The sequence below is a fragment of the Sporosarcina sp. NPDC096371 genome, from assembly GCF_044762865.1.
Taxonomy (GTDB): Bacteria; Bacillota; Bacilli; order Bacillales_A; family Planococcaceae; genus Sporosarcina.
The window spans coordinates 129,757-149,832 of the sequence record NZ_JBIWFE010000003.1 but is presented as its reverse complement, the minus strand read 5'-3'; the positions used below and the strand labels follow the sequence as shown (position 1 = coordinate 149,832).

General features: G+C 42.7%; 11 protein-coding genes. 1 reads left to right on the top strand and 10 read right to left on the bottom strand.

Annotated elements, in window-relative coordinates; genetic code table 11:
- Window positions 1-32 precede the first annotated feature (32 nt).
- The 7 genes from ACIQ0H_RS09460 to ACIQ0H_RS09430 form a co-directional block, all read right to left on the bottom strand.
- Window positions 33-2,099 (bottom strand): glycoside hydrolase family 3 protein, encoded by a 2,067-nt coding sequence (locus ACIQ0H_RS09460; protein WP_403413689.1) that lies wholly within the window; start codon window positions 2,097-2,099, stop codon window positions 33-35.
- A gap of 194 nt (window positions 2,100-2,293) precedes the next feature.
- Window positions 2,294-3,979, bottom strand: coding sequence for a serine hydrolase domain-containing protein (locus ACIQ0H_RS09455; protein WP_403413687.1), 1,686 nt, complete (start codon window positions 3,977-3,979; stop codon window positions 2,294-2,296).
- A 1,163-nt stretch (window positions 3,980-5,142) separates the two neighbouring features.
- A complete protein-coding gene (locus ACIQ0H_RS09450; RefSeq protein WP_403413685.1) occupies window positions 5,143-7,359 on the bottom strand; it encodes a M6 family metalloprotease domain-containing protein in 2,217 nt (738 codons plus the stop codon).
- Between the two features lie 233 nt (window positions 7,360-7,592).
- On the bottom strand, window positions 7,593-9,809 hold the full coding sequence (locus tag ACIQ0H_RS09445) for a M6 family metalloprotease domain-containing protein (RefSeq protein WP_403413683.1): 2,217 nt from the start codon (window positions 9,807-9,809) through the stop codon (window positions 7,593-7,595).
- A gap of 355 nt (window positions 9,810-10,164) precedes the next feature.
- A complete protein-coding gene (locus ACIQ0H_RS09440; RefSeq protein ID WP_403413681.1) occupies window positions 10,165-11,061 on the bottom strand; it encodes a peptidylprolyl isomerase in 897 nt (298 codons plus the stop codon).
- Window positions 11,062-11,181: 120 nt separating this feature from the next.
- Entirely contained in the window at window positions 11,182-11,769 is a 588-nt protein-coding gene (locus ACIQ0H_RS09435) for a TasA family protein (protein WP_403413679.1), read from the bottom strand.
- 66 nt (window positions 11,770-11,835) lie between these two features.
- A complete protein-coding gene (locus ACIQ0H_RS09430; RefSeq protein WP_403413677.1) occupies window positions 11,836-14,079 on the bottom strand; it encodes a M6 family metalloprotease domain-containing protein in 2,244 nt (747 codons plus the stop codon).
- Between the two features lie 566 nt (window positions 14,080-14,645).
- On the opposite strand from ACIQ0H_RS09430, the gene ACIQ0H_RS09425 reads away from it, so the two are divergent.
- On the top strand, window positions 14,646-16,829 hold the full coding sequence (locus tag ACIQ0H_RS09425; protein ID WP_403413675.1) for a Xaa-Pro dipeptidyl-peptidase: 2,184 nt from the start codon (window positions 14,646-14,648) through the stop codon (window positions 16,827-16,829).
- 88 nt (window positions 16,830-16,917) lie between these two features.
- On the opposite strand, the gene ACIQ0H_RS09420 is transcribed toward ACIQ0H_RS09425, so the two are convergent.
- The 3 genes from ACIQ0H_RS09420 to ACIQ0H_RS09410 form a co-directional block, all read right to left on the bottom strand.
- Window positions 16,918-17,508 carry a hypothetical protein gene (locus tag ACIQ0H_RS09420; protein WP_403413673.1) on the bottom strand — a complete coding sequence of 197 codons (591 nt, stop codon included), beginning with the start codon at window positions 17,506-17,508 and terminating at the stop codon, window positions 16,918-16,920.
- A gap of 394 nt (window positions 17,509-17,902) precedes the next feature.
- A complete protein-coding gene (locus tag ACIQ0H_RS09415; protein ID WP_403413671.1) occupies window positions 17,903-18,565 on the bottom strand; it encodes an exosporium glycoprotein BclB-related protein in 663 nt (220 codons plus the stop codon).
- A gap of 235 nt (window positions 18,566-18,800) precedes the next feature.
- A complete protein-coding gene (locus ACIQ0H_RS09410) occupies window positions 18,801-20,075 on the bottom strand; it encodes a hypothetical protein (protein WP_403413669.1) in 1,275 nt (424 codons plus the stop codon).
- Between the last annotated feature and the right edge of the window lies 1 nt (window position 20,076).

Here is a 20,076-nt window from a genome sequence, read left to right as displayed (position 1 = left end):
TAGCCGAAACTTTTTCCTGCAAAAAACCTAGATTAATACCCTAAACCATGTCCAAACTTGTATAGAACGTCGCCATCTTGATCGAAAATGGTAACTGGGAGCTTACCAGTTGGGTTATTTAACCCGAAAATCGTTTTAACGGACGCTTCATAGCTTGCTGGTCTGAATCCATACTGAGCCAGATAAGCATCTACATTCGGGTAGGCCATAATATCATACGGATTTCGAATTCCGACACCAATGACTGGTACATCGGTTTGTTCGATGAGTTGATTTGCCAGCCTCATTAAATTATTACTTAGCGCTCTTCCGCTCACTGTGGAGGTATTGGTTCCTAAAATGATATAATCAGCCGCTTTTGCTTGCGCCAATTGTGATGCTGTAAGGAGTGTTGCAGTATTTAAAATCGTTATATTTTTATGGTGCTTCTGAACCTCAGCAGCAAGGAGATCAGCACTTGAACCGACCACAACGATCTTATCTTCGGTGCCTGTTTTTAGCGGGAGTACAGCATTATTTTTTACAAGCGTAATCGATTTAGCCGCTGCTTCGCTTTCTACTGCTTTATGTTCAGATGAGCCTACCACTTGAATGGCATTAGCAATTTTATCATCTAAGCTTTTTTCAACCTCGGCCTTCACAATGCCTCGATTTAACTTCAGCGTTAGGATTCGTTCAACGGACTGTTCGATTTTTCGGGTTGAAATTTCTCCCTTGTTAACCGCATCATAAAGGCCATTAGCGACTGCCTCAAGACCTACAGGCATAAGAACAATATCTGTTCCAGCTTTTACAGTGCGGATGGCCGCATCAACTGCACCAAAATGCTCAACGATTGCACCCATATTCATCGCATCCGTAACAATAACTCCCTTAAAGCCCATTTGCTCACGCATCAAACCCGTTAATACTTTTGGAGAAAGTGTAGCTGGTAGGGCAATTTCTTTTCCATCTTTTTTCGAAATAACTTTTGTATCATCAATTTTCGGGAAGGTCACATGTGCCGTCATAACTGCATCAATGCCAGCATCCATTGCCTGCTGGAACGGATATAATTCTACCTTTTTCAGACGTTCGATATCATATGGTACTTCCGGAAGCCCTACATGGGAATCAACTGCCGTATCACCGTGACCTGGAAAATGCTTAGCCGTTGCGGCCGTTCCACTTTCATGAAGTCCTTTAATATAGGCATTCCCCAATTTCCCAACTAACCCAGGGTCTTCCCCGAAGGAACGAACACCGATAACTGGATTATCAGGATTATTATTAACATCCAACGAAGGTCCAAAGTTCATATTAATACCTTGGGCGTTGAGCTCTTTACCAATGGCCGCGCCGACCTTTTTTGATACCTCTTCGGATTGTGTCGCCCCTAGCGCCATGTTCCCAGGAAAATCTGTACCAGTCTGAAGACGTGTTACAATCCCCCCCTCTTGGTCAATGGAAACTAAAAGACCATACTTTTCTGCTGCCTCCTGATAAGCACTAACTAGTTTCGTCGTTTGCTCGGCTGTCACTGTATTTTCGCGGAATAAAATCACCCCGCCCAGATGATAATCCTTAACAAGTTGCGCAATTTCAGCATTCATTGCCGTAACATTTTGACCCTTCCAGTTTCTAAAGTCAGGCATTAGCATTTGTCCGACTTTTTCTTCCATCGTCATCTGATTAATCGCCTGTCCGATAAGGTCATAGCGAATGCCTTTTTCTTTTTTAACAATAATTTGATCTTGATTTCCTTTGTATTGAATGGATATCCGATCACTGAATTTGCCATTACTTACCGAGATAAATGTTTTTCCATTGTGACCAGATAGGCTAACTTCTCCGTCTTGAGTAACAGAGGCAACATTTTTGTTAGAAGACGCCCAGGTCACATTCTCTGATGCTAGTATAAAGTGGCCATCGTCATATACATGCAGGCCATTTAAATCAAGCTTGTTATTCATCACATCTCTCGTGACTTGCGGTACGTTAAGGTCAATTACTAAATCCTTGACGCCCGAAGTAGCCGATGCCCCCGTGAATGGAATCCCCATTAACACTAAAGCAAATACAATAATTGAGACGATACATTTCTTGACTATTTTACTCATGCTTTGCCTCCCCATTCATTTTTCTACTATATATTTTGAAATATAGAACTCCATTGAATTCGCTATGGCACTCAGGGATGCCTCCCACCCTAAGCTAAGCAGCTTCGCCGCCAGTCTTAGGGCTTCGGATACCCCTTGTAAGGCGCCCTCGCTCAGTTCATATAGGTATTCATGTATTCAACATGTATACATAATTAATAGTTACGTAGTTCCCATTCATTTTTTGTAAAAGAAAGCTTGCTTTTTGAATTGAGCTTTGGATCTAGAATATAAAAACCGCGGCCATTCACGGTAGAATCGGTCCGATAGCTGAAGCGTAGTTTCGTAGCCTCTTTTGAGATGGCGATTTCTTGATTAACCCAGCCATCGCTTGTACCGGTGAATGAGGCGAGTCTTTCCCATACGCCAGCGTTAAATATTTCTACATAGCCAAAATCAGACTTATTCTCAAGCATATGCCATGTACGAAAAGTTAGTTTGGCATCCTTTTCCAATGCAAGATCAGCTTCCATCACTCGGTTTACATTATCTCCGTAACCTGCAAACCATGCTGAATCCTTACCGGGAATGGAGACCGGAATCGAATCCGCTACCTGCCTAACGAATAGTCTCCGCGTTTGATTTGTCGACACAGTCGCTCGACTTGGATGCACGCGATTGGTCAGTAAAATCGCAATCATTTTGTTGTTCGGGCTAATCACAATCGATGTTCCCGTATAACCAGTATGCCCAAAGGAATATGTTCCTTCTGAAAGCGCATCCATATACCATCCCTGTCCTAACTCCCAGCCAAGACCGTGGTCATTTCCAGGGAACGCTGCATTCTCATTTTGAAGCAACAGTTGGACCGTTTCGGGCTTCAGGATTTTTTGCCCGCCATATATTCCGTTATTCAGGAAAACGTGTGCAAGCATGCCAAGATCCTTCGCAGTCGAGAACACACCTGCATGTCCAGCTACACCATCAAGTGACCATGCATTCTCATCATGAACCTCTCCCCAAACAAGGCCCCTGTCCGGCATTGACTGGAATTCGGTTGCTGCAATCCGATTTTTCAAGGAAGCTGGAGGATTATACATTGTATCCTTCATCCCCATTGGTTCGGTGATGTGCTTCTTCACGAACTCATCCTGACGAATCCCAGACAATCGCTCAATTAAAACACCTAATGTAATCATGTTTAAGTCACTGTAGGTGTAAGTCGTACCCGGAGCCTTGGCTAACGGTTGGCTTAGCACTAACTGCATCCGCTCTTCTCTCGAATTCCCCTTCGAATATAATGGAATCCACGCGACGAACCCCGAGGTGTGCGTCAACAGCTGGCGTATTGTTACGTTTTCCTTGCCGTTTGCAGCGAATTCCGGGATATGCTTGGCAACCGGGTCATCTAGTGCAAATAAACCTTTTTCAAAAAGCATCATCGCGGACGTAGCGGTGAAGATCTTACTAATGGACGCCAAATCAAAGATTGTGTCTGTCTGCATTGGGATTGGATTTTCTATTTCCGTAAATGAACCATCCGTGTATTGGGCTGAAAAACCGTAAGCACCTTGCTCCACAATTTTCCCACCCCTCGCTACGAAGGTAACAGCGCCGGGCATTACTTTTTCCGAAATGGCCTGATTCATAATCTGATCAATTTGTTTCAGTGGGGTCTCCACCATACCCGCCCCTCGTGCTGAGCTTGGGTGAAGTGTGTTATTAATAGGGAAGACGGTTGAATTCCATGTGAAAACTGGATGCGGTTTCTGGGATGAGGTGGTGTGCTTCTCTTGCATTTCAATCGATGGTAAATTGGGCAAATCACTGCTAGCAAAAACTGTCGATGTTCCTAACATAATAGTACAAACAGAGGTGATCATAATCGTTTTTCTTTTCATATATTCCTCCTTTTAATCGAATTATAGGTTGCTCCCCCTGAGTATAAAAGTAGTTAGGCGGTAACCTTTACAACCTATAGCTAAAGCATATCTAATATGATGAATAGTCGTCTAGACCACTAAAGACTTATATCCAACTTATTCCATGACAAAAGTAGGATGTCATTCGATTCGTTTTCAGAAGGTTCAGAATAGGTTGAACGCATTAGTTTAGCGAAAGTATTTGATCTTACCACAACGGTAATCAACAGACATGTCCGAATAAACATGTCTGTTGATTAACCATTTTCTCACACGAAGTTTCTGTTAGAAAAGCATAAATTTGCACTTATACATTTCCGGCTCGCTTTCGGCTAAAATAATCACGATTGTTTTACCTTGGGATAGGAATGGCCAGAAGTAACTTCGTCACTTCTGGCCACACCCTTTGGGGAGGAATTGTAGTTCATTCCTCCTTGGTAACCCTGCATCGTAACGATAGTTTTTTTAATGAAATTTGTATTTTCATTTGTATCATACGAGCATTTTGGGTAGCCTATGAATTTCCCCTCAGATATGTATCTATCGGCTCCCAAAAATGTATCTTATCGAAGGAATCATGTAAATATTTAATGCTCCGAACCTAAAAAAATTACTAACAGAACATCGGCGGCTGTCCGGTGTTTTTTGTCGTTAAATGGTTTCCGTAAAATAAATAAGCACTTGTTGTATCCTTTTTCGTTTAAAGTGTCTATATAATAATTGATAAGTATGTCCATATCACTTCTTTTCACCTAACTGATCATGGCCAATCAAGGTGAAGAACACGGGGGATTTCACAGGGACATAGTACCGTAAAGAAGGTAAGAACTGCTCAAAAAAGTTCGCGAAACACAAAAATCTAACAGACAAATCAACACCTCACAATTGACCAGTAACCCTTGTAAACTGTGGAGTTTATCAAGATGTCGACATGACTGCAACAGTTCTATTAACAGACGCGCAACAGACAACTAACAAGAATGAACAGAATGGAAAGAAAAGTAATAGTCGCAAATAGATTTACGACGAATCATCTTTTTTATCAACTCGCTTTTTCATCCTTTGAAGATTGAATCATGAATATAAAAAAGCACCAGGCCCTAAAACAATGTTGAATTGTTTTAGGACCCGGCGGCAAGTTATCACTTCTGCAACATAAGTGCTGCATAACCCTTAATTGTATTTGCAGCTTTCTCACTCAGTAAACCATTTTTCACCTGTTGATCAAGTAACACTGTAAAGCCGTCCATATGTTTTTCAACTTTATCTCCAGCCTGTTGCTTTTCGTAACGATCCACTGCTGTTAAGTGCGTCGTTAATGCGCGAACCGCCGTTGCATTTGTGATGTCTCCATTTTCCTGAAGACGCTCAACCAATGCCTTGATACCCGCAGCAGTGATATCATTCAGTAACACATTCATTTCAGTAGCTGACTTGCTTGCATCTGTTTCTGAAGTCGCTGTGAAGACGAGGTTTGTTGGCGCTTGTTTGCCCTCTGGAATCTCCACATATACAGGAACATCAACCGTTTCACCTGCCGCCACTTCAATCACATTATGCTGAACTTGTGTCTTCCAGCCCGCTGCTGTCTCAGCTTTGATGCGAATGAGGTCTGTTTCTTCACCCGTATTTGTGACGCTGAAATGATGCGTAGCTACGCGTCCAGGTGTTGCCTGTTCAACTGGACCATTTGCGGCAGTTACGCCACGCTCAAATGAACCAGCGCCGTCCATGTGACGCACAGCTACACGGTAGGATAGCGCGCTGTCTTCTGCCGTCTTTTTATCTAACACATAGAAATGAAGCCTGTTGTGTTCATCCTTATACTCACTTACCACATCGCTATCCGTTCCAGCCTTGAATAGGGCGTCTGATAGTTGACGGTAATCTCCTAAAGAGTACATAGCTTCTTTCCCATTAGGTCTTATGAAGTCTACTTTCTCAATATCTTCTGCATGAGAATCGACGACCCAAATATTTGGTGATGTTTCAGCGTTCTTTGTTTTGGCCATCAATACACCAGAATCTGGAGTAAAGGAGTCAAACCCGACTCGGTCAACTACCTCCATTGTGTAGTTGTTATACCATTTTGCCCCACGTTGCATATCCGCACGCCAATCATCTTTCAATGAGTTTGGTGGCGTTAAATCTTCCATCGTTATGTTGATGCCATGTAAGCCTGTACGTCCAAATTCTTCACCAATCGGCACTGCACGGGCTAAAATATCGGTAAATACTGGCCCAGTCATAGCAAGTTCATCACGGTCTACCGTTAGATAGTTGTCTTCAGACATAAAACCTTGTTTGATTTTGTTCCGTAACATATGGTGTGGTGGTGTCGCTCCACCCATTGTCGGCAAAACCATCCATTGCGTGTGCGGCCCACCAGGACCATTGAACGTTCCACGGCTCATTAATTCCCATGGACCTGAATAGGAACGGGAGACGGGATTACCATAAGGATTATTGTAATTATCGGCAAGGTTCATAATATGACCAAATTCGTGTGCAAATGTAGCCATGCCATCATTTTCACCTTGGATAGACACACCGCCACCCGCGCTCGACCAGATACTACTAGCTGCTAACCAAGATGTCCAAGGTACATAGCGCGTTACAGCAGAATTTGGAAGATTATATTTTGACGGAGCACCGAATTCATCCGTTACATCGTCCGGTGTCTGAAACATCACCTCACCAAACTTTTGCCAAACGCCTGATTCGTCATAGCCTGCATGCAGAATAAATATAAAGTCATATTTCACGCCAGACGCGTCAATATCAGCTTTGGACTTATTAACAGCTTCTGATCGTAAATTTTTCCCAGTAAATCCTTCCGGCATATTGACTTGTTGACCAAACTCATTCATCCCATACTGAAACTCGTTGAAATCCATCCGATAAGGGCCGAATGAATCAACTTCCATCTGCCATTTACCATAAGAATTCTCTCTCCAATATTCATTCATCGTGCGATAGTTGTTCAATGGCTGTGGTGTTTGTAAAAAGTCTACCCAGAAATCTCCAATGTCTTCTCGTGGAATATTTCCGACAGCTATCGGATTCCCTACTACATCCGATCCTACAGGCTGACTTAAGATAAATTCTTTATCTGGAAAATCCACTACAACGAGCGCACCCTTGAGTACTCTTTCTGGCTCGATGTCGGAATCACGCCAGTCAATCCCAGGAACTGGACGGTAATCCTCCCATGTCATATCTTCTGGCAGCACCCAAGACTTAGGATCCACCGGTTCAGGGAATGAAGCCCCCCCTGAGTCAGCTGCATATACCGTTGTAGATGAAGCCACAAGCAAAGACATAACGCTGAGAACAAATAACTTGTTGACGAATCGCATTTTTAAACCCTCCTATTTTGTTTACTTTTCAATAAAAGCACTATATATGTTGAACTTATGATTCTCGCCTGATCTCCAGCGAAGGCGCCTTACTGGGGTAGCCGAATCGATAAGACTTAGGAGGGATGCAGTTCAATCCTTCCTTAAGCGCCAAGCGTTGTAGATAGGATTCTTTCATTCAACATATATAGGTCCTAAAACAACACTAAATTGTTTTAGGACCCAGCGACAACTTACCACTTCTGTATCAAAAGTTCTGCATATCCTTTCACCAAGTTTGAAGCCTCTTCCGAGATCAAACCACTTGCCACCTGCTGGTTCAGCAACACTGTAAAGCCGTCCATATGTTTGACAACCTTATCACTAGCCTGTTGTTTTTCGTAACGATCTACTGCTGTTAGATGTGTTGTTAATGCGCGAGCCGCCGTTGCATTCGTGATGTCTCCATTTTCCTGAAGACGCTCAACCAATGCCTTGATACCAGCTGCACTAATATCATTCAGTAACACATTTGTTTCAGTAGCTGTCTTGCTTGCATCTGTTTCAGAAGTCGCAGTGAAGACGAGGTTTGTTGGCGCTTGTTTACCTTCTGGAATCTCCACGTACACAGGTACTTCCACCGTTTCACCTGCCGCGACTTCAATCACATTATGCTGAACTTGTGTCTTCCAGCCTGCTGATGTCTCAGCTTTGACGCGGATGAGGTCTGTTTCTTCACCCGTATTTGTGACACTGAAATGATGCGTAGCTATACGTCCAGGTGTTGCATGGTCAACGGACCTGCTGACAGTCGTCACGCCCCGCTTAAATGAACCCGCTTCGTCCATGTGACGGACAGCTACACGGTAGGATAACGCACTATCTTCCGCAGTCTTTTTCTCCAACACGTAGAAATGGAGTCTGTTGTGCTCATCTGTATATTCACTCACAACTTCTTCGTCCGTTCCAGCCTTGAACAAAGCATCTGCTAGCTGTTCTAAACCACCTTTGGAAAGCATTGCTGTAGAACCGTCAGCTCTTGTAAAGTCCTCCAGATCAATATCTTCTGGATGTGAATCGACTACCCATATGTTTGGCGCTGACTCGGAGTTCTTCGTCTTGGCGAGCAAGACACCAGAATCGTGAACAAAGGAGTCATAGCCTACCTGATCCACTACTTCAAGTGTGTAGTTGTTGTACCATTTTGCCCCACGTTGCATATCCGCACGCCAATCATCATTGATGGAGTTTGGTGGTGTTAAATCCTCCATCGTGATGTTGATGCCATGTAAGCCTGTACGTCCAAACTCTTCGCCAGTCGGAACCGCACGCGCTAGAATATCCGCAAATACTGGTCCCGTCTTAGCCAATTCATCACGATCAATATTTAAATACTGATCTTCTGCTAGAAAACCTTGTTTGATTTTGTTACGCAACATATGGTGAGGCGGTGATGCTCCGCCTTGCGTTGCCGGAATCATCCAGCGTGTATGTGACCCACCAGGACCGTTGAAACTACCGCTACTCATTAATTCCCAAGAACCGGCATAAGTACGCGAGATTGGATTGCCATAAGGATTGTTATAGTTATCCGCAAGACCCATTAGGTGCCCGAACTCATGCGCATACGTAGCCATCCCGTTACTGGACCCTTGAATGGAGACATTCCCGCTGGCGCTTGACCAGATGGATTTCGCAGCAAACCAAGACGTCCATGGTACATAGCGTGTGACTGCCCAGTTCGGCATATCAAACTCAGCTGGGGGTCCAAATTCCTCGGGGATATCTTCAGGATTTTGGAACATCATTTCGCCAAACTCCTGCCAAACTCCTGTTTCAGCGTATCCCGAATGGATGATGAATTTAAAGTCATAGTCTTCACCGGATGCATTGATATCCGCTTGTGATTTACTAACCGCTTCCGGTCTTAGACTTTTCCCTGAGTAACCGGGAGGCATATTTACTTGTTGTCCAAATTCGTTCAAGCCGTATTGAAACTCCTTACCATCCATACGATAAGGACCGTAAGCATCTAGTTCTACCTTCCATTTCCCTTGGGAGTTTTCCGTCCAGTAATCACTAATTGTTCGATTGTTATTAAGTGGTTGGGGCTTGTTTAAATAATCCAACCAAAACTCTTTTAGATCTTCTTGAGGAATATTACCAATCTGCGGATTGCCCGCTGGATCTGACCCTACAGGCTTCGTTACAGGAAATTCGAGATCAGGGAAATCCACAAGAATTAGTGCCCCTTTCAGTACCCTTTCCGGTTTAACGTCGACATCTTGCCAAGTAAGTCCTGGTAATGGCTTATAATCATCCCACGTCATATCCCTTGGTAAAACCCACGACTGAGAATCCACAGGTTCCGGAAATGATTCCCTTCCCGGTTCATCTGCATAAACCGTTGTAGACGAAGCGACAAGCAAAAGCGTAGCAAAAGAAATGATTGACTTGTTTAATAGCCGCATTGTAACACTCTCCTTTTCCCCCATTGTTTACTAGATATCGAGTAGTTCATCGAATACTAACAATGAATCGGTTACACTACTCACCCCTGTTAACCAATTTACACTTGTCCAATTTCCTCCTTTCTATATAAATAGTATTTAGGTTAATTGCGTTCGAATATTCTGAGTTGTCACTCTCACCATAATACAATTTGAGATAAAAAGGTACATTTTCCGCAAAACATTCCCATTTACTTCTTTTTTATATAAAAAAATCTAAAATGCGACAAGACAATAGCGTGACGCCCCTGAAGTCTAGACGACATAAAAAAAGTACCCGGTTCTAAACAATTCTTCATTGTTTAGAACCTAGCACTTATTTAACGTCTTCAAATAGATTTTCAAATTCATCTGCTTTTACATCGATGTTTGCTTCCTTAATCAGATTCGAAATTTTCTCTTGTGCCGTTGTCGGATCAACTTTTTCGCTCTGTAATTCTCGCTGTAGATCCTCTTTCATTTCTTCATAGGCTTTGACACCCTCTACATCACGTTTATCCGTGACTTTGATAACATGGAAACCATATGACGATTGTACAGGATCACTTACTTGATCGATTTCCATACTAAATGCAGCATCTTCGAATTCAGGTACCATTTTACCAGTTGAGAAATACCCTAAATCTCCGTCTTCCCCTGCCTGCTTATCCGTTGAATACTTCTTGGCTACATCAGCAAATTTGGCTCCCCCATCAATTTCTGCCTTCGCTTTTACAGCTGTTTCTTCATCTTTCACTAAAATATGTTGAGCTTTTACTTCTGTTTTCAACTTATCATAGCGTTTTTTAATTTCATCTTCACTTACTTCAATATCAGCTAGTATGGCTTTGTCACTAAGCATGCCTAAGCGTGCAAAATCACGGAACAAATCCTCATCCGTAAAACCTCGTTGGGCCAACCAAGCCAGATAATCGTCACCCAACTCCTCTTTTATTTTTTTAATCTCCGTATCAACTTCTTCATTCGTCACTTTAAATTTTTCAGACAAGACTGCCTCAGTGACCATTTTTTCCAATACTTGTTTACCATAGAGCTTTTTCAGTTCTTCGTAAAAATCTTCTTTGTTAATATTTTTATCTGCACCCAATGCTACGATAATATCGGAATCCGCTTTACTAGACTCAGCTTTACCTGATTCAGCTTTGTCCGGGCTACAAGCTCCTAAACCTAACACAGATGCAGTCAAAATTGATGCAAGTATACGTTTTTTCAACCCTATTCACTCCCATATGTAAAATTCCATTTTAATAACTTGTCTACTAGTTGAAATTAAGAAAAGAAGGCTATCCCGGCTATTTACATAACCTGTTGGGATAGCCCCCTCCTAGTTATCTTACTTTTCTTCGCCCTCAGTTTGTGTTGCATTAAATGTCCAATCTAGTTTTAGAGCATCCCCTTGGAACTGATTTTGATCTTGTCCATTATCAAGGAAATTGAACTTCACAACGAAGTCATGCGTTGTGTTTACTGGAAGACCTTTATCACCAAGTAACGGATAGAAAATATTTTCATTGATTGCATCTACAGACATACCTTGCAATTTATCTAGAGTCGTTTCGAAAATAACTTCATCAAAGTTATCTACGTTATACAAAAACTCAACTTGGATATGCTTACCAAAGTCGTCTGTGTTTTTTCCATCAGCGTCAATTACAGCGTAACCCGTATCCAATGTCACTTTGCCAATATCCAATGTTCCATCATTTCGAAGTTCGAAATCACGGACGATTGAATCACCAGGTTTAATATTATTTACATCAATGATTGCTGTTGGATTCAAAGCTAGATCCAATGTACCTGCCGCAAATGTATTGTTACTTACTTCACTATCGCTGAAGTATGCATACGTACCTCCGCCGATCAATGAAAGACCTAGTGCTGCTGCTGCAATTCCTGAACCGATTTGTTTTTTAATACCCATTATTATTTCCCCCTTAGTTTTTATCATCATTTGGTTTGTTTGTTAGTGTAAAATGTGAACGACTTCTCACCATTTCTGGCTCAAAAGTTCTGCGTATCCATTAATCGTGTTTGAAACTTCTTTAGTTATCAAACCATTCTTCACTTGCTGTTCAAGCAACACTTTAAAGCCAGCCATATGCTTGACAACCTTATCACCAGCTTCTTGCTTTTCAAAACGATCCACTGCTGTTAAATGCGTCGTCAATGCGCGAGCTGCAGTCGCATTTGTGATATCTCCATTTTCTTGAAGACGCTCAACCAATGCCTTGATACCTGCTGCACTGATATCATTTAGTAACACATTTGACTCAGTAGCTGTCTTGCTCGCATCCGTTTCTGAAGTAGCTGTGAAGACGAGGTTTGTTGGAGCTTGCTTACCTTCAGGAATCTCCACATACACAGGAACCTCTACCGTTTCACCCGCTGGAACTTCAATCACGTTATGTTGAACCTGTGTTTTCCAGCCTGCTGCTGTTTCAGCTTTAACTCGGATCAAGTCTGTTTCTTCACCCGTATTTGTGACACTAAAGTTGTGTGTCGCTACTCGTCCAGGTGTTGCTTGTTCAACCGTACTGCTCGCAGTCGTTACCCCGCGTTCAAATGAACCCGCTCCATCCAAGTGACGTACCGCTACACGGTAGGAAAGCGCACCAATGTCATCATACTTTTTGTCCAAAATATAGAAATGAAGCCTGTTATGCTCATCCGTATACTCACTGAAAACGCCTTCATCTGTCCCAGCTTTGAAGAGGGAGTCTGCGAGTTGTCGGAAATCACCTTTGGAATACATGGCTTCTTCGCCGTTCGGTCTTACAAAGTCCACTTGATCAATATCCTCAGGATTAGCGTCGACTACCCAAATATTTGGCGCCGATTCCGAATTCTTTGTTTTAGCTAACAATACTCCGGAGTCTGGAGTAAAGGAGTCAAAACCAACGCGGTCAACGACTTCAACTGTATAGTTGTTGTACCATTTTGCCCCATTTTGCATATCTGCACGCCAATCATCCTTTAAATAGTTTCGTGGTGTGAGATCCTCCATCTTAATATTGATACCTTGTAATCCAGTACGTCCGAATTCTTCGCCTGTCGGAACCGACCGAGCAAGAATATCAGCAAATACTGGGCCTGTTTTAGCAAGTCCGTCACGATCAATGTTTAAATACTGATCTTCCGTTAGGAAACCTTGTTTAATCTTATTACGTAACATATGGTGTGATGGTGCCGACGAACCCAAAGTTGGAAGAACCATCCAACGCGTATGCGGCCCACCAGGACCGTTAAAGGAACCACGACTCATGAGTTCCCAAGGACCCGAGTAAGTACGGGATACAGGAATACCATAAGGATTATTATAGTTATCGCCAAGGGCCATAATATGACCGAATTCATGAGCAAACACGCCCATTCCATCATTTTCACCTTGGATCGAATACCTCATACCATTGCTTGAACCAGCTCTTGACCAAAGACTTTTCGCAGCTACCCACGATGTCCATGGCACATATCGAGTCTTAGCCGAGTTAGCCAATTCTGGATATTCAGCAGGCGCTCCAAATTCGTCCGTTACTGCTTCTGGACTATTAAACATCATTTCACCAAATTCTTGCCAAACACCTGATTCATCGTATCCTGCGTGCAATACAAATGTGAAGTCAAATTGTTCGCCCGATGCATCCATATCAGCCTTGGCTTTGTTTAAGGCTTCGGTTGCGACATTGTAAGTTTTGAATCCGCCAGGCATATTAGCTTCTTGACCCCATTCGCCCATACCGTATTGGAACTCGTTATGATCCATACGATACGTACCAAACGACTCAAGTTCTACTCCCCATTTTCCATAAGAGTTTTCTTTCCAATACTCATCTATCGTTCGATAGTTGTTCAGTTCTGAAGGTGTGTTTAAAAAATCAATCCAAAAATCCCCTACTTCATCCCGCGGGACATTGCCGACTTGCAATGGGTTTCCTGCTTCCATTGAACCCATAGGCTGACTCAAAATAAATTCCCGATCCTGGAAATCTACTATAATGAGTGCACCTTTTAGTACACGTTCTGGTTTGATATCCGTATCGCGCCAGTCAATTCCAGGGACTGCTTTGTAATCAGCCCATGTCATATCCTCCGGAAGAACCCAAGACTCTGGATCTACTGGTTCTGGGAATCCGTTCAACCCTGCATCTTGTGCATAAGCCGGTGAAGATGTAGCCATAAGTATTAGCGCCGCAAAAAGGCCAGCTGATCTATTCCTTAACTTTTTATAGTTCACGTTAACAACCTCCCACTCTTTGCATATAAAGTATAATTAGAACCACGGTTAGGGAAGTTGGGAGACCAAGATCCCGAAATATGACTACACTTGCTTATAGTAGCTACAATATCCCTCCTCTTTCCGTATTCATTGTCCCCTCTCTTTCTCCTCCTTTGTTTAAGTAGTCTTACATCCTAGCAAGCATCGAAACTCGAAGTTGCCACTATAACCATACAACAATTCACAATAAAAAGACACATTTAATATTAAATATTCCGAATAATTACATAACATTACAAATTACGCTATGATTCGACAGAATGATGTCGGATGCCGCTTTTAAAACTCTTAATTTGATTGATTAATACAATTAATCTGATAAGTGTGTTTAAAATTGGAAAACTTTGTAGAATGCATATCTTTTTATTCTGACTTGTTATAAAGTATGGTTGACAACTAGAAGGAATGCACCTATTAAATACCATTTTAGTAAAGGGGGATTATACAGGTAAAAAACGTGGGTGAACAGGAGGAATCCACCCCATTCAACAGGCTAGATAACTACTAAAATAGGAGGTATGAATATGTTAAAGAAAACGAAGAATATACTGACAGGCATTACACTACCATTTGCGCTCATGGTTACGTTTTCCTCACTTGTCACACCTACTGCTAGTGCACAACAGCAACTAACAGATAGAGCTAGTTACCAATTGGCGAATGGTGTCACAGAACCCATCTATAACTATGGAGATGCGATTAAAGAAACCATTTTTGTTGAATCCACTTTAGACACGGATAAGGACGGTAAGCCAGATCGAGTGGCGGCAGACATTATCCGCCCTAAAGAAACGAATGAGGATCTAAAAGTACCTGTTATTATGGATGCAAGTCCCTATTATAATAGTTTGGGTCGAGGGAACGAATCCGAACTTAAAGATCCTGACAGAGATGGCGTCAATGATATGTTCCCGTTGTATTATGACAATTACTTTGTACCAAGAGGCTATGCTGTTGTCCTCCCTGATATGGTCGGAACAAACAACTCTGACGGTTGCCCCCCTACAGGAGGACCTGAGGAAATTGAAAGTGTAAAAGTGGTCATTGATTGGTTAAACGGAAAAGGTAAAGCATGGGATAAGAATGGACAAGAAATCACTGCAGATTGGTCCACAGGTAAAGTAGGTATGATCGGAAAATCATATGATGGAACACTTGCTAACGGAGCGGCTTCTGCTGGAATCGAAGGATTAGAAACAATCGTGCCAATCGGCGCCATTAGTAGTTGGTACGATTACTACCGTTACGGTGGCGTTCTTCGGACGACAAATGGTCCTGGCGGTCTATCGAATACAGTAACGAATCCTGAAAAAAGGGCTTATTGCGCACCTTTGCGTGACGAGCTACGAATTGCTTCGGATGACACGACAGGTAATTACAACGGCTTCTGGAAAGACCGTGATTTTGTCAAAGATGCTGACAAGGTAAAAGCCAGCGTTTTCGTTATTCACGGGATTAATGACTATAATGTAAAAGCAAACAACTTCTCTAATTGGTGGGAAGGTTTGGCTGAGAACGACGTTCCAAGAAAGCTTTGGCTGACACAAACAGGACACGTGGATCCATTTGATTTTAGAAGAGCTGAGTGGGTCGATACCCTTCATGAATGGTTCGATTACTGGTTATTAGATATCGACAACGGCATTATGGATGAACCGATGGTAGATATTGAACGTGCTGCTGATGAGTGGGAAACACACTCTACTTGGCCAGATGTAGATACTGAATCTGTAAAAGTAAGACTAGCTCCTGCAGACGGAGACTTACTGGGGACACTACAAACTAGCCCGGTGTTAGGCGATTTCACCCAATCATTCACGGATAATAACAGACAAACAGATACACAAATGGCTGAAGGTGAATTTACGGCAAAGGAAAACCGACTACTCTTCTTATCGCCAGAATTAACGGGCGATGTACGATTAAGCGGTGTTCCTCTAGTAGATATCCAAGCGATTATTGATAAAGAGAATACAAACCTTACTGCATTAATCGTAGATTATGGAACAGATGAAAGAGTCAATCATCGCGCTAGTGGGGAAGGTATTCGCACATTGACAACTGAAAGCTGTTGGGGTGAGAGCTCTCCAGTAGATGATGCCTGCTATAAAGAAGCAGAAAAAACAACGATTGTCGCACCATATGAAATCGTAACACACGGTTGGATGGCTGCTAAAAACCGCCTATCTCTCGAAACTTCAGATCTGTTAACTCCAGGGGAAAGTTATCGCTTCCAATGGAAGACACTTCCTGAGGACTATGTATTCAAAAAAGGTCACCGGATCGGAATTGTTATTGCAGGAAGTAACTATGGCCGGATGGTAGCTAATAATGACAAAGCAAACTTCCAAGTTGCTCTTGGAAAAAGTAACATTGTGTTACCGATTGTCGGTGGTAAGAAAGCGCTAGACAATGCATTAGGCTTAAACGGCGGGACTTCTCCAGAAAGTGTAACTGATATGCTGACAATTGTTCAACATTACAAAGATAGCGAAGAATTCACTAACGCTAGTGCTGCTCGCGCATTACAGACGCATTTAACGGCAGTGGAACTTTATGAAAAGCAAGGAGCTTCTGACAAAGTGATTAAACACTTGCAAGGCTTTAAAACTTTGCTTGATCATCAGTTGGAAAATAAATTGATTTCGAAAGAAGCTTATCAAGTTCTGACGGCGGATATGGATTATCTCGTACAGAAATGGCAATAACAATTTACGCAATACAATAAAAGTAACCCCCTTCCCTCCGGAAGGGGGTTACTTTTATTGTTCCTGCTATGAATCTGACACCTTAGCGTTACTGGATTGTGACAGTTGCACTTGCAGTACCTGTAACGGTTGAAGCCACATCACCTATTGATCCAGACATTGTGAAGACGACTAACAAACGGTCTCCACAATCTACGGTAACTGGCGGAATAACTGCCATTGCTCCTGTAAGTGTAGTTCCTACAGGTAAGAGACTTGTTAGTGCTGGCGCTAGGTCAACACTTGCTCCTGTAGGCATAAAGATATCACTTCCTGCTGGCGCACGATAGACTTGAGCATGGACGATTGCATCTTGTCCAATAACATTATATACAGTCGTAATCGTGAAAGATGCTGAAATATTTGTTATCGCACCTGCATGCTGTACTGTATAAGCTTCTGGCACTGGACCCGTTGAGTAGATATTGCCATCCGTACTAATCACACCAGCAACAGCAGTACCGCAACCAATAATACTTGGCTCACCCACTACTCCATTAGCGAGAGTAGTCAAAACAACAGGGGAAACACCAGATGAAAATTGTACATTTTTACATCCACTAGGTGGACAAGCCCCAGGCCGAATCACTCCGCGACGACAGCCGCCACAGCAACCATTATTAACATTTGGAAAACTCATATAAACACCTCCTTTCTTTCCTATCCTATTCAAATCAAGTGCACGGTGGACGGGCTATCAACTATTTATTCATAAAAAAACTCCACTTTTTTCGTAGACATGCCGATTCTCTAGGACATCTACACAACTACCGAAACCCTCACCTTGTGTATCAATCCACTTCTTGTCTCTTTGATTATTCCATCAATAATAGCCGCCCTGATGGTGAGTCAGAGAGACTAATGCCAATAAGAGATACAATTTGCCGATTTTAATATAATTTCTATTTTAAGGTAAGCGCTTAAGGAATTAGACTTACACAAAGGACAAGCCCTATTCATTGTTGAAATGAATAGGGCTTGCACAAATAAAACATTCGTTTCTTATGCTTCACTTTGATCTTTGAATCTACCAATTACGCAATCGTGATACCTGCACTTGCAGCACCTGTTACAGCTCCAGCTGCAGTAAGAATGCCTGTTGTAGTTGTTGAGAACACCATTAGCAAGCGATCCCCCGTATTTACGGATAATGGTGCAAAATTCGATGAAGACCCCTCAACTAGCGCGCCGGCAGCTAGGAGACCGATATCCGGGGCTAGAGTAACCGCCACATCTGTCGCAGTGAAGATATTAGTTCCCGCTGGTGCACGATAAATTCGTGCATTGACGGTCGAAGTCCCAAGTAGAGTAGCTGCAACCGTAATAGTGAAAGCAGCAGAAATAGCTGTTACGGTACCTGGTCGTGGAACCGAAAATGCTTCGTTTAACAGACTACCAGTTAAAACTGACGACAAATCGATTGTATTACCAAGAAGTCCCGCAGTTGGCACACTCGTACCGAATCCAATTAATCCACCCGTACTCACTAAATCGCCTATAGCTGTAGTCAAAACCAATGGAACCAGACCTGATGCAAACGGGATAAGCGCACCAGTGATAGCTGGCGGTACGATACAAGCCGCATCAATCGCAGTGAACGGGCCAAAATTCTTACAATTGACCATTCCATTGCCATGACGTCGAGTACCAAAACCGTCTGAAAAACATCCATGATTACTTCCTTGATTACATGTCATATTAACACCTCCTTTCTTCTTTATCCTATTCACGCTAGTAGCAGGGCGGACGGGCTATCAACTACTCCCTTTGGCAGTTTCTATTTTTTTAGCTTTCTACGTATCCCTTTGTGCATTTTTTGACAACGCCAGAACACCACTTTAAAAACCACAAAAAAACAGCCGCCCCGACAAGAATGCTAGGAGGCTGTTAAATATAGAATCCATCGATTTCGACTTTCCACCCAACCTATACTCAGCTTCTCTTCCGAAATAAATTGAATAATGATAGCGACTCTTTATTCTTATATTGCTGCCGCTTCATTGGATACACATGCTCAATCGACACGATTTCCTCTTCAACGACCGCAACTAGCGGCTCTTTTACTTCGACTGCCGCTACCTGGATTACTTTTTCCTCAAGCACTGCTGCCCGGATTGCTTCCTCATCGACTACCGCTACCGGAGACTCTTCTTCCTCGATTACCGTCTCCGGAGTCGCCTGCTCCTTGATAAACGCCACTAGGTTCTTTGCTTCCTCAAAAAACGCAACTGGATTTTTCACTTCCTTCATAAGCGATACTAGTTTCTTCGCTTCCTCAATAAAAGCCATAGAAGTCTCTTCTTCAACGGATTCTTCTTTCTTAATAGAAGGAAGCGGAGTGACTTCCTCTTCTATTACAGCCACCGGAGTGACTTCTTCCTCAATCAAAGCCACTTGATCTGCTATCAGAGTATCCGCCATCACGATTTCTTTTGTTGCCTGTTCGTTCATCGGGACTATTACGGCTTGAGTTGAATTGTCGTTTCTCTCCATTGAAACGGACTGTTTTGTTGAGACGTTATTGAAATGCAGGTTGGATTTCAACCTCGGTGGTCTCCCCAATCCGCCATACATTTGGCTAGGACTAGCCCCTACCGACGGAAAACTTTGTCTACTGCCCTGTTGCGGCACATGCTGGCTATAGGCAGCTTCAGATTTCCTTGGCGGCATTCCACCTTGAGGAATATTTTGACTTCCACCAGCCCTTCCCAGTAGACTTTTCACTTGCGAAAAGGACTCTGGTCGGCCCGATGGTGGAACAGAAGGAAGTACTCGGCGTTTTTGCACGGGTACAGTTTCTTCTATGACAGCCTTCTGTTCCACACGATTAACAGTCCCCTTTAAGCCCTGCGTTTCTTCAGACGAATTCTTTTTGTCTACAGACTCATCGGATAATTTTTTCTTGACAGTTGAAAGTTCTTGATTCAACCCCTCAACAGTTTGGTTAAAGGAGTTCACTTGTTGTGATAAGTTTTCAATCTGTTGTTCATATTCCTTGATTCGCAAGTCTTTTTTGTCATTCAATCGCTCCATTGAATTTTCCAAATCCGAAAACTTCGTTTGATAACCGTTAAAATTGCTTTTCATGAAAAGATAATCATCCACTGAATTTCCCGTTTTTAATGTACGTAAGGTGTCTCGGTATATGGAAATTTTCTGCTTCAGCTTTTCAATATCCTCAGTGGAATACAAATTAGAATCTCCCATC

Coding starts and splice junctions, on each gene's coding strand:
- ACIQ0H_RS09460 (WP_403413689.1), bottom strand. CDS start 2,099: ATGAGTAAAATAGTCAAGAAATGTATCGTCTCAATTATTGTATTTGCT.
- ACIQ0H_RS09455 (WP_403413687.1), bottom strand. CDS start 3,979: ATGAAAAGAAAAACGATTATGATCACCTCTGTTTGTACTATTATGTTA.
- ACIQ0H_RS09450 (WP_403413685.1), bottom strand. CDS start 7,359: ATGCGATTCGTCAACAAGTTATTTGTTCTCAGCGTTATGTCTTTGCTT.
- ACIQ0H_RS09445 (WP_403413683.1), bottom strand. CDS start 9,809: ATGCGGCTATTAAACAAGTCAATCATTTCTTTTGCTACGCTTTTGCTT.
- ACIQ0H_RS09435 (WP_403413679.1), bottom strand. CDS start 11,769: ATGGGTATTAAAAAACAAATCGGTTCAGGAATTGCAGCAGCAGCACTA.
- ACIQ0H_RS09425 (WP_403413675.1), top strand. CDS start 14,646: ATGTTAAAGAAAACGAAGAATATACTGACAGGCATTACACTACCATTT.
- ACIQ0H_RS09420 (WP_403413673.1), bottom strand. CDS start 17,508: ATGAGTTTTCCAAATGTTAATAATGGTTGCTGTGGCGGCTGTCGTCGC.
- ACIQ0H_RS09415 (WP_403413671.1), bottom strand. CDS start 18,565: ATGACATGTAATCAAGGAAGTAATCATGGATGTTTTTCAGACGGTTTT.
- ACIQ0H_RS09410 (WP_403413669.1), bottom strand. CDS start 20,075: ATGGGAGATTCTAATTTGTATTCCACTGAGGATATTGAAAAGCTGAAG.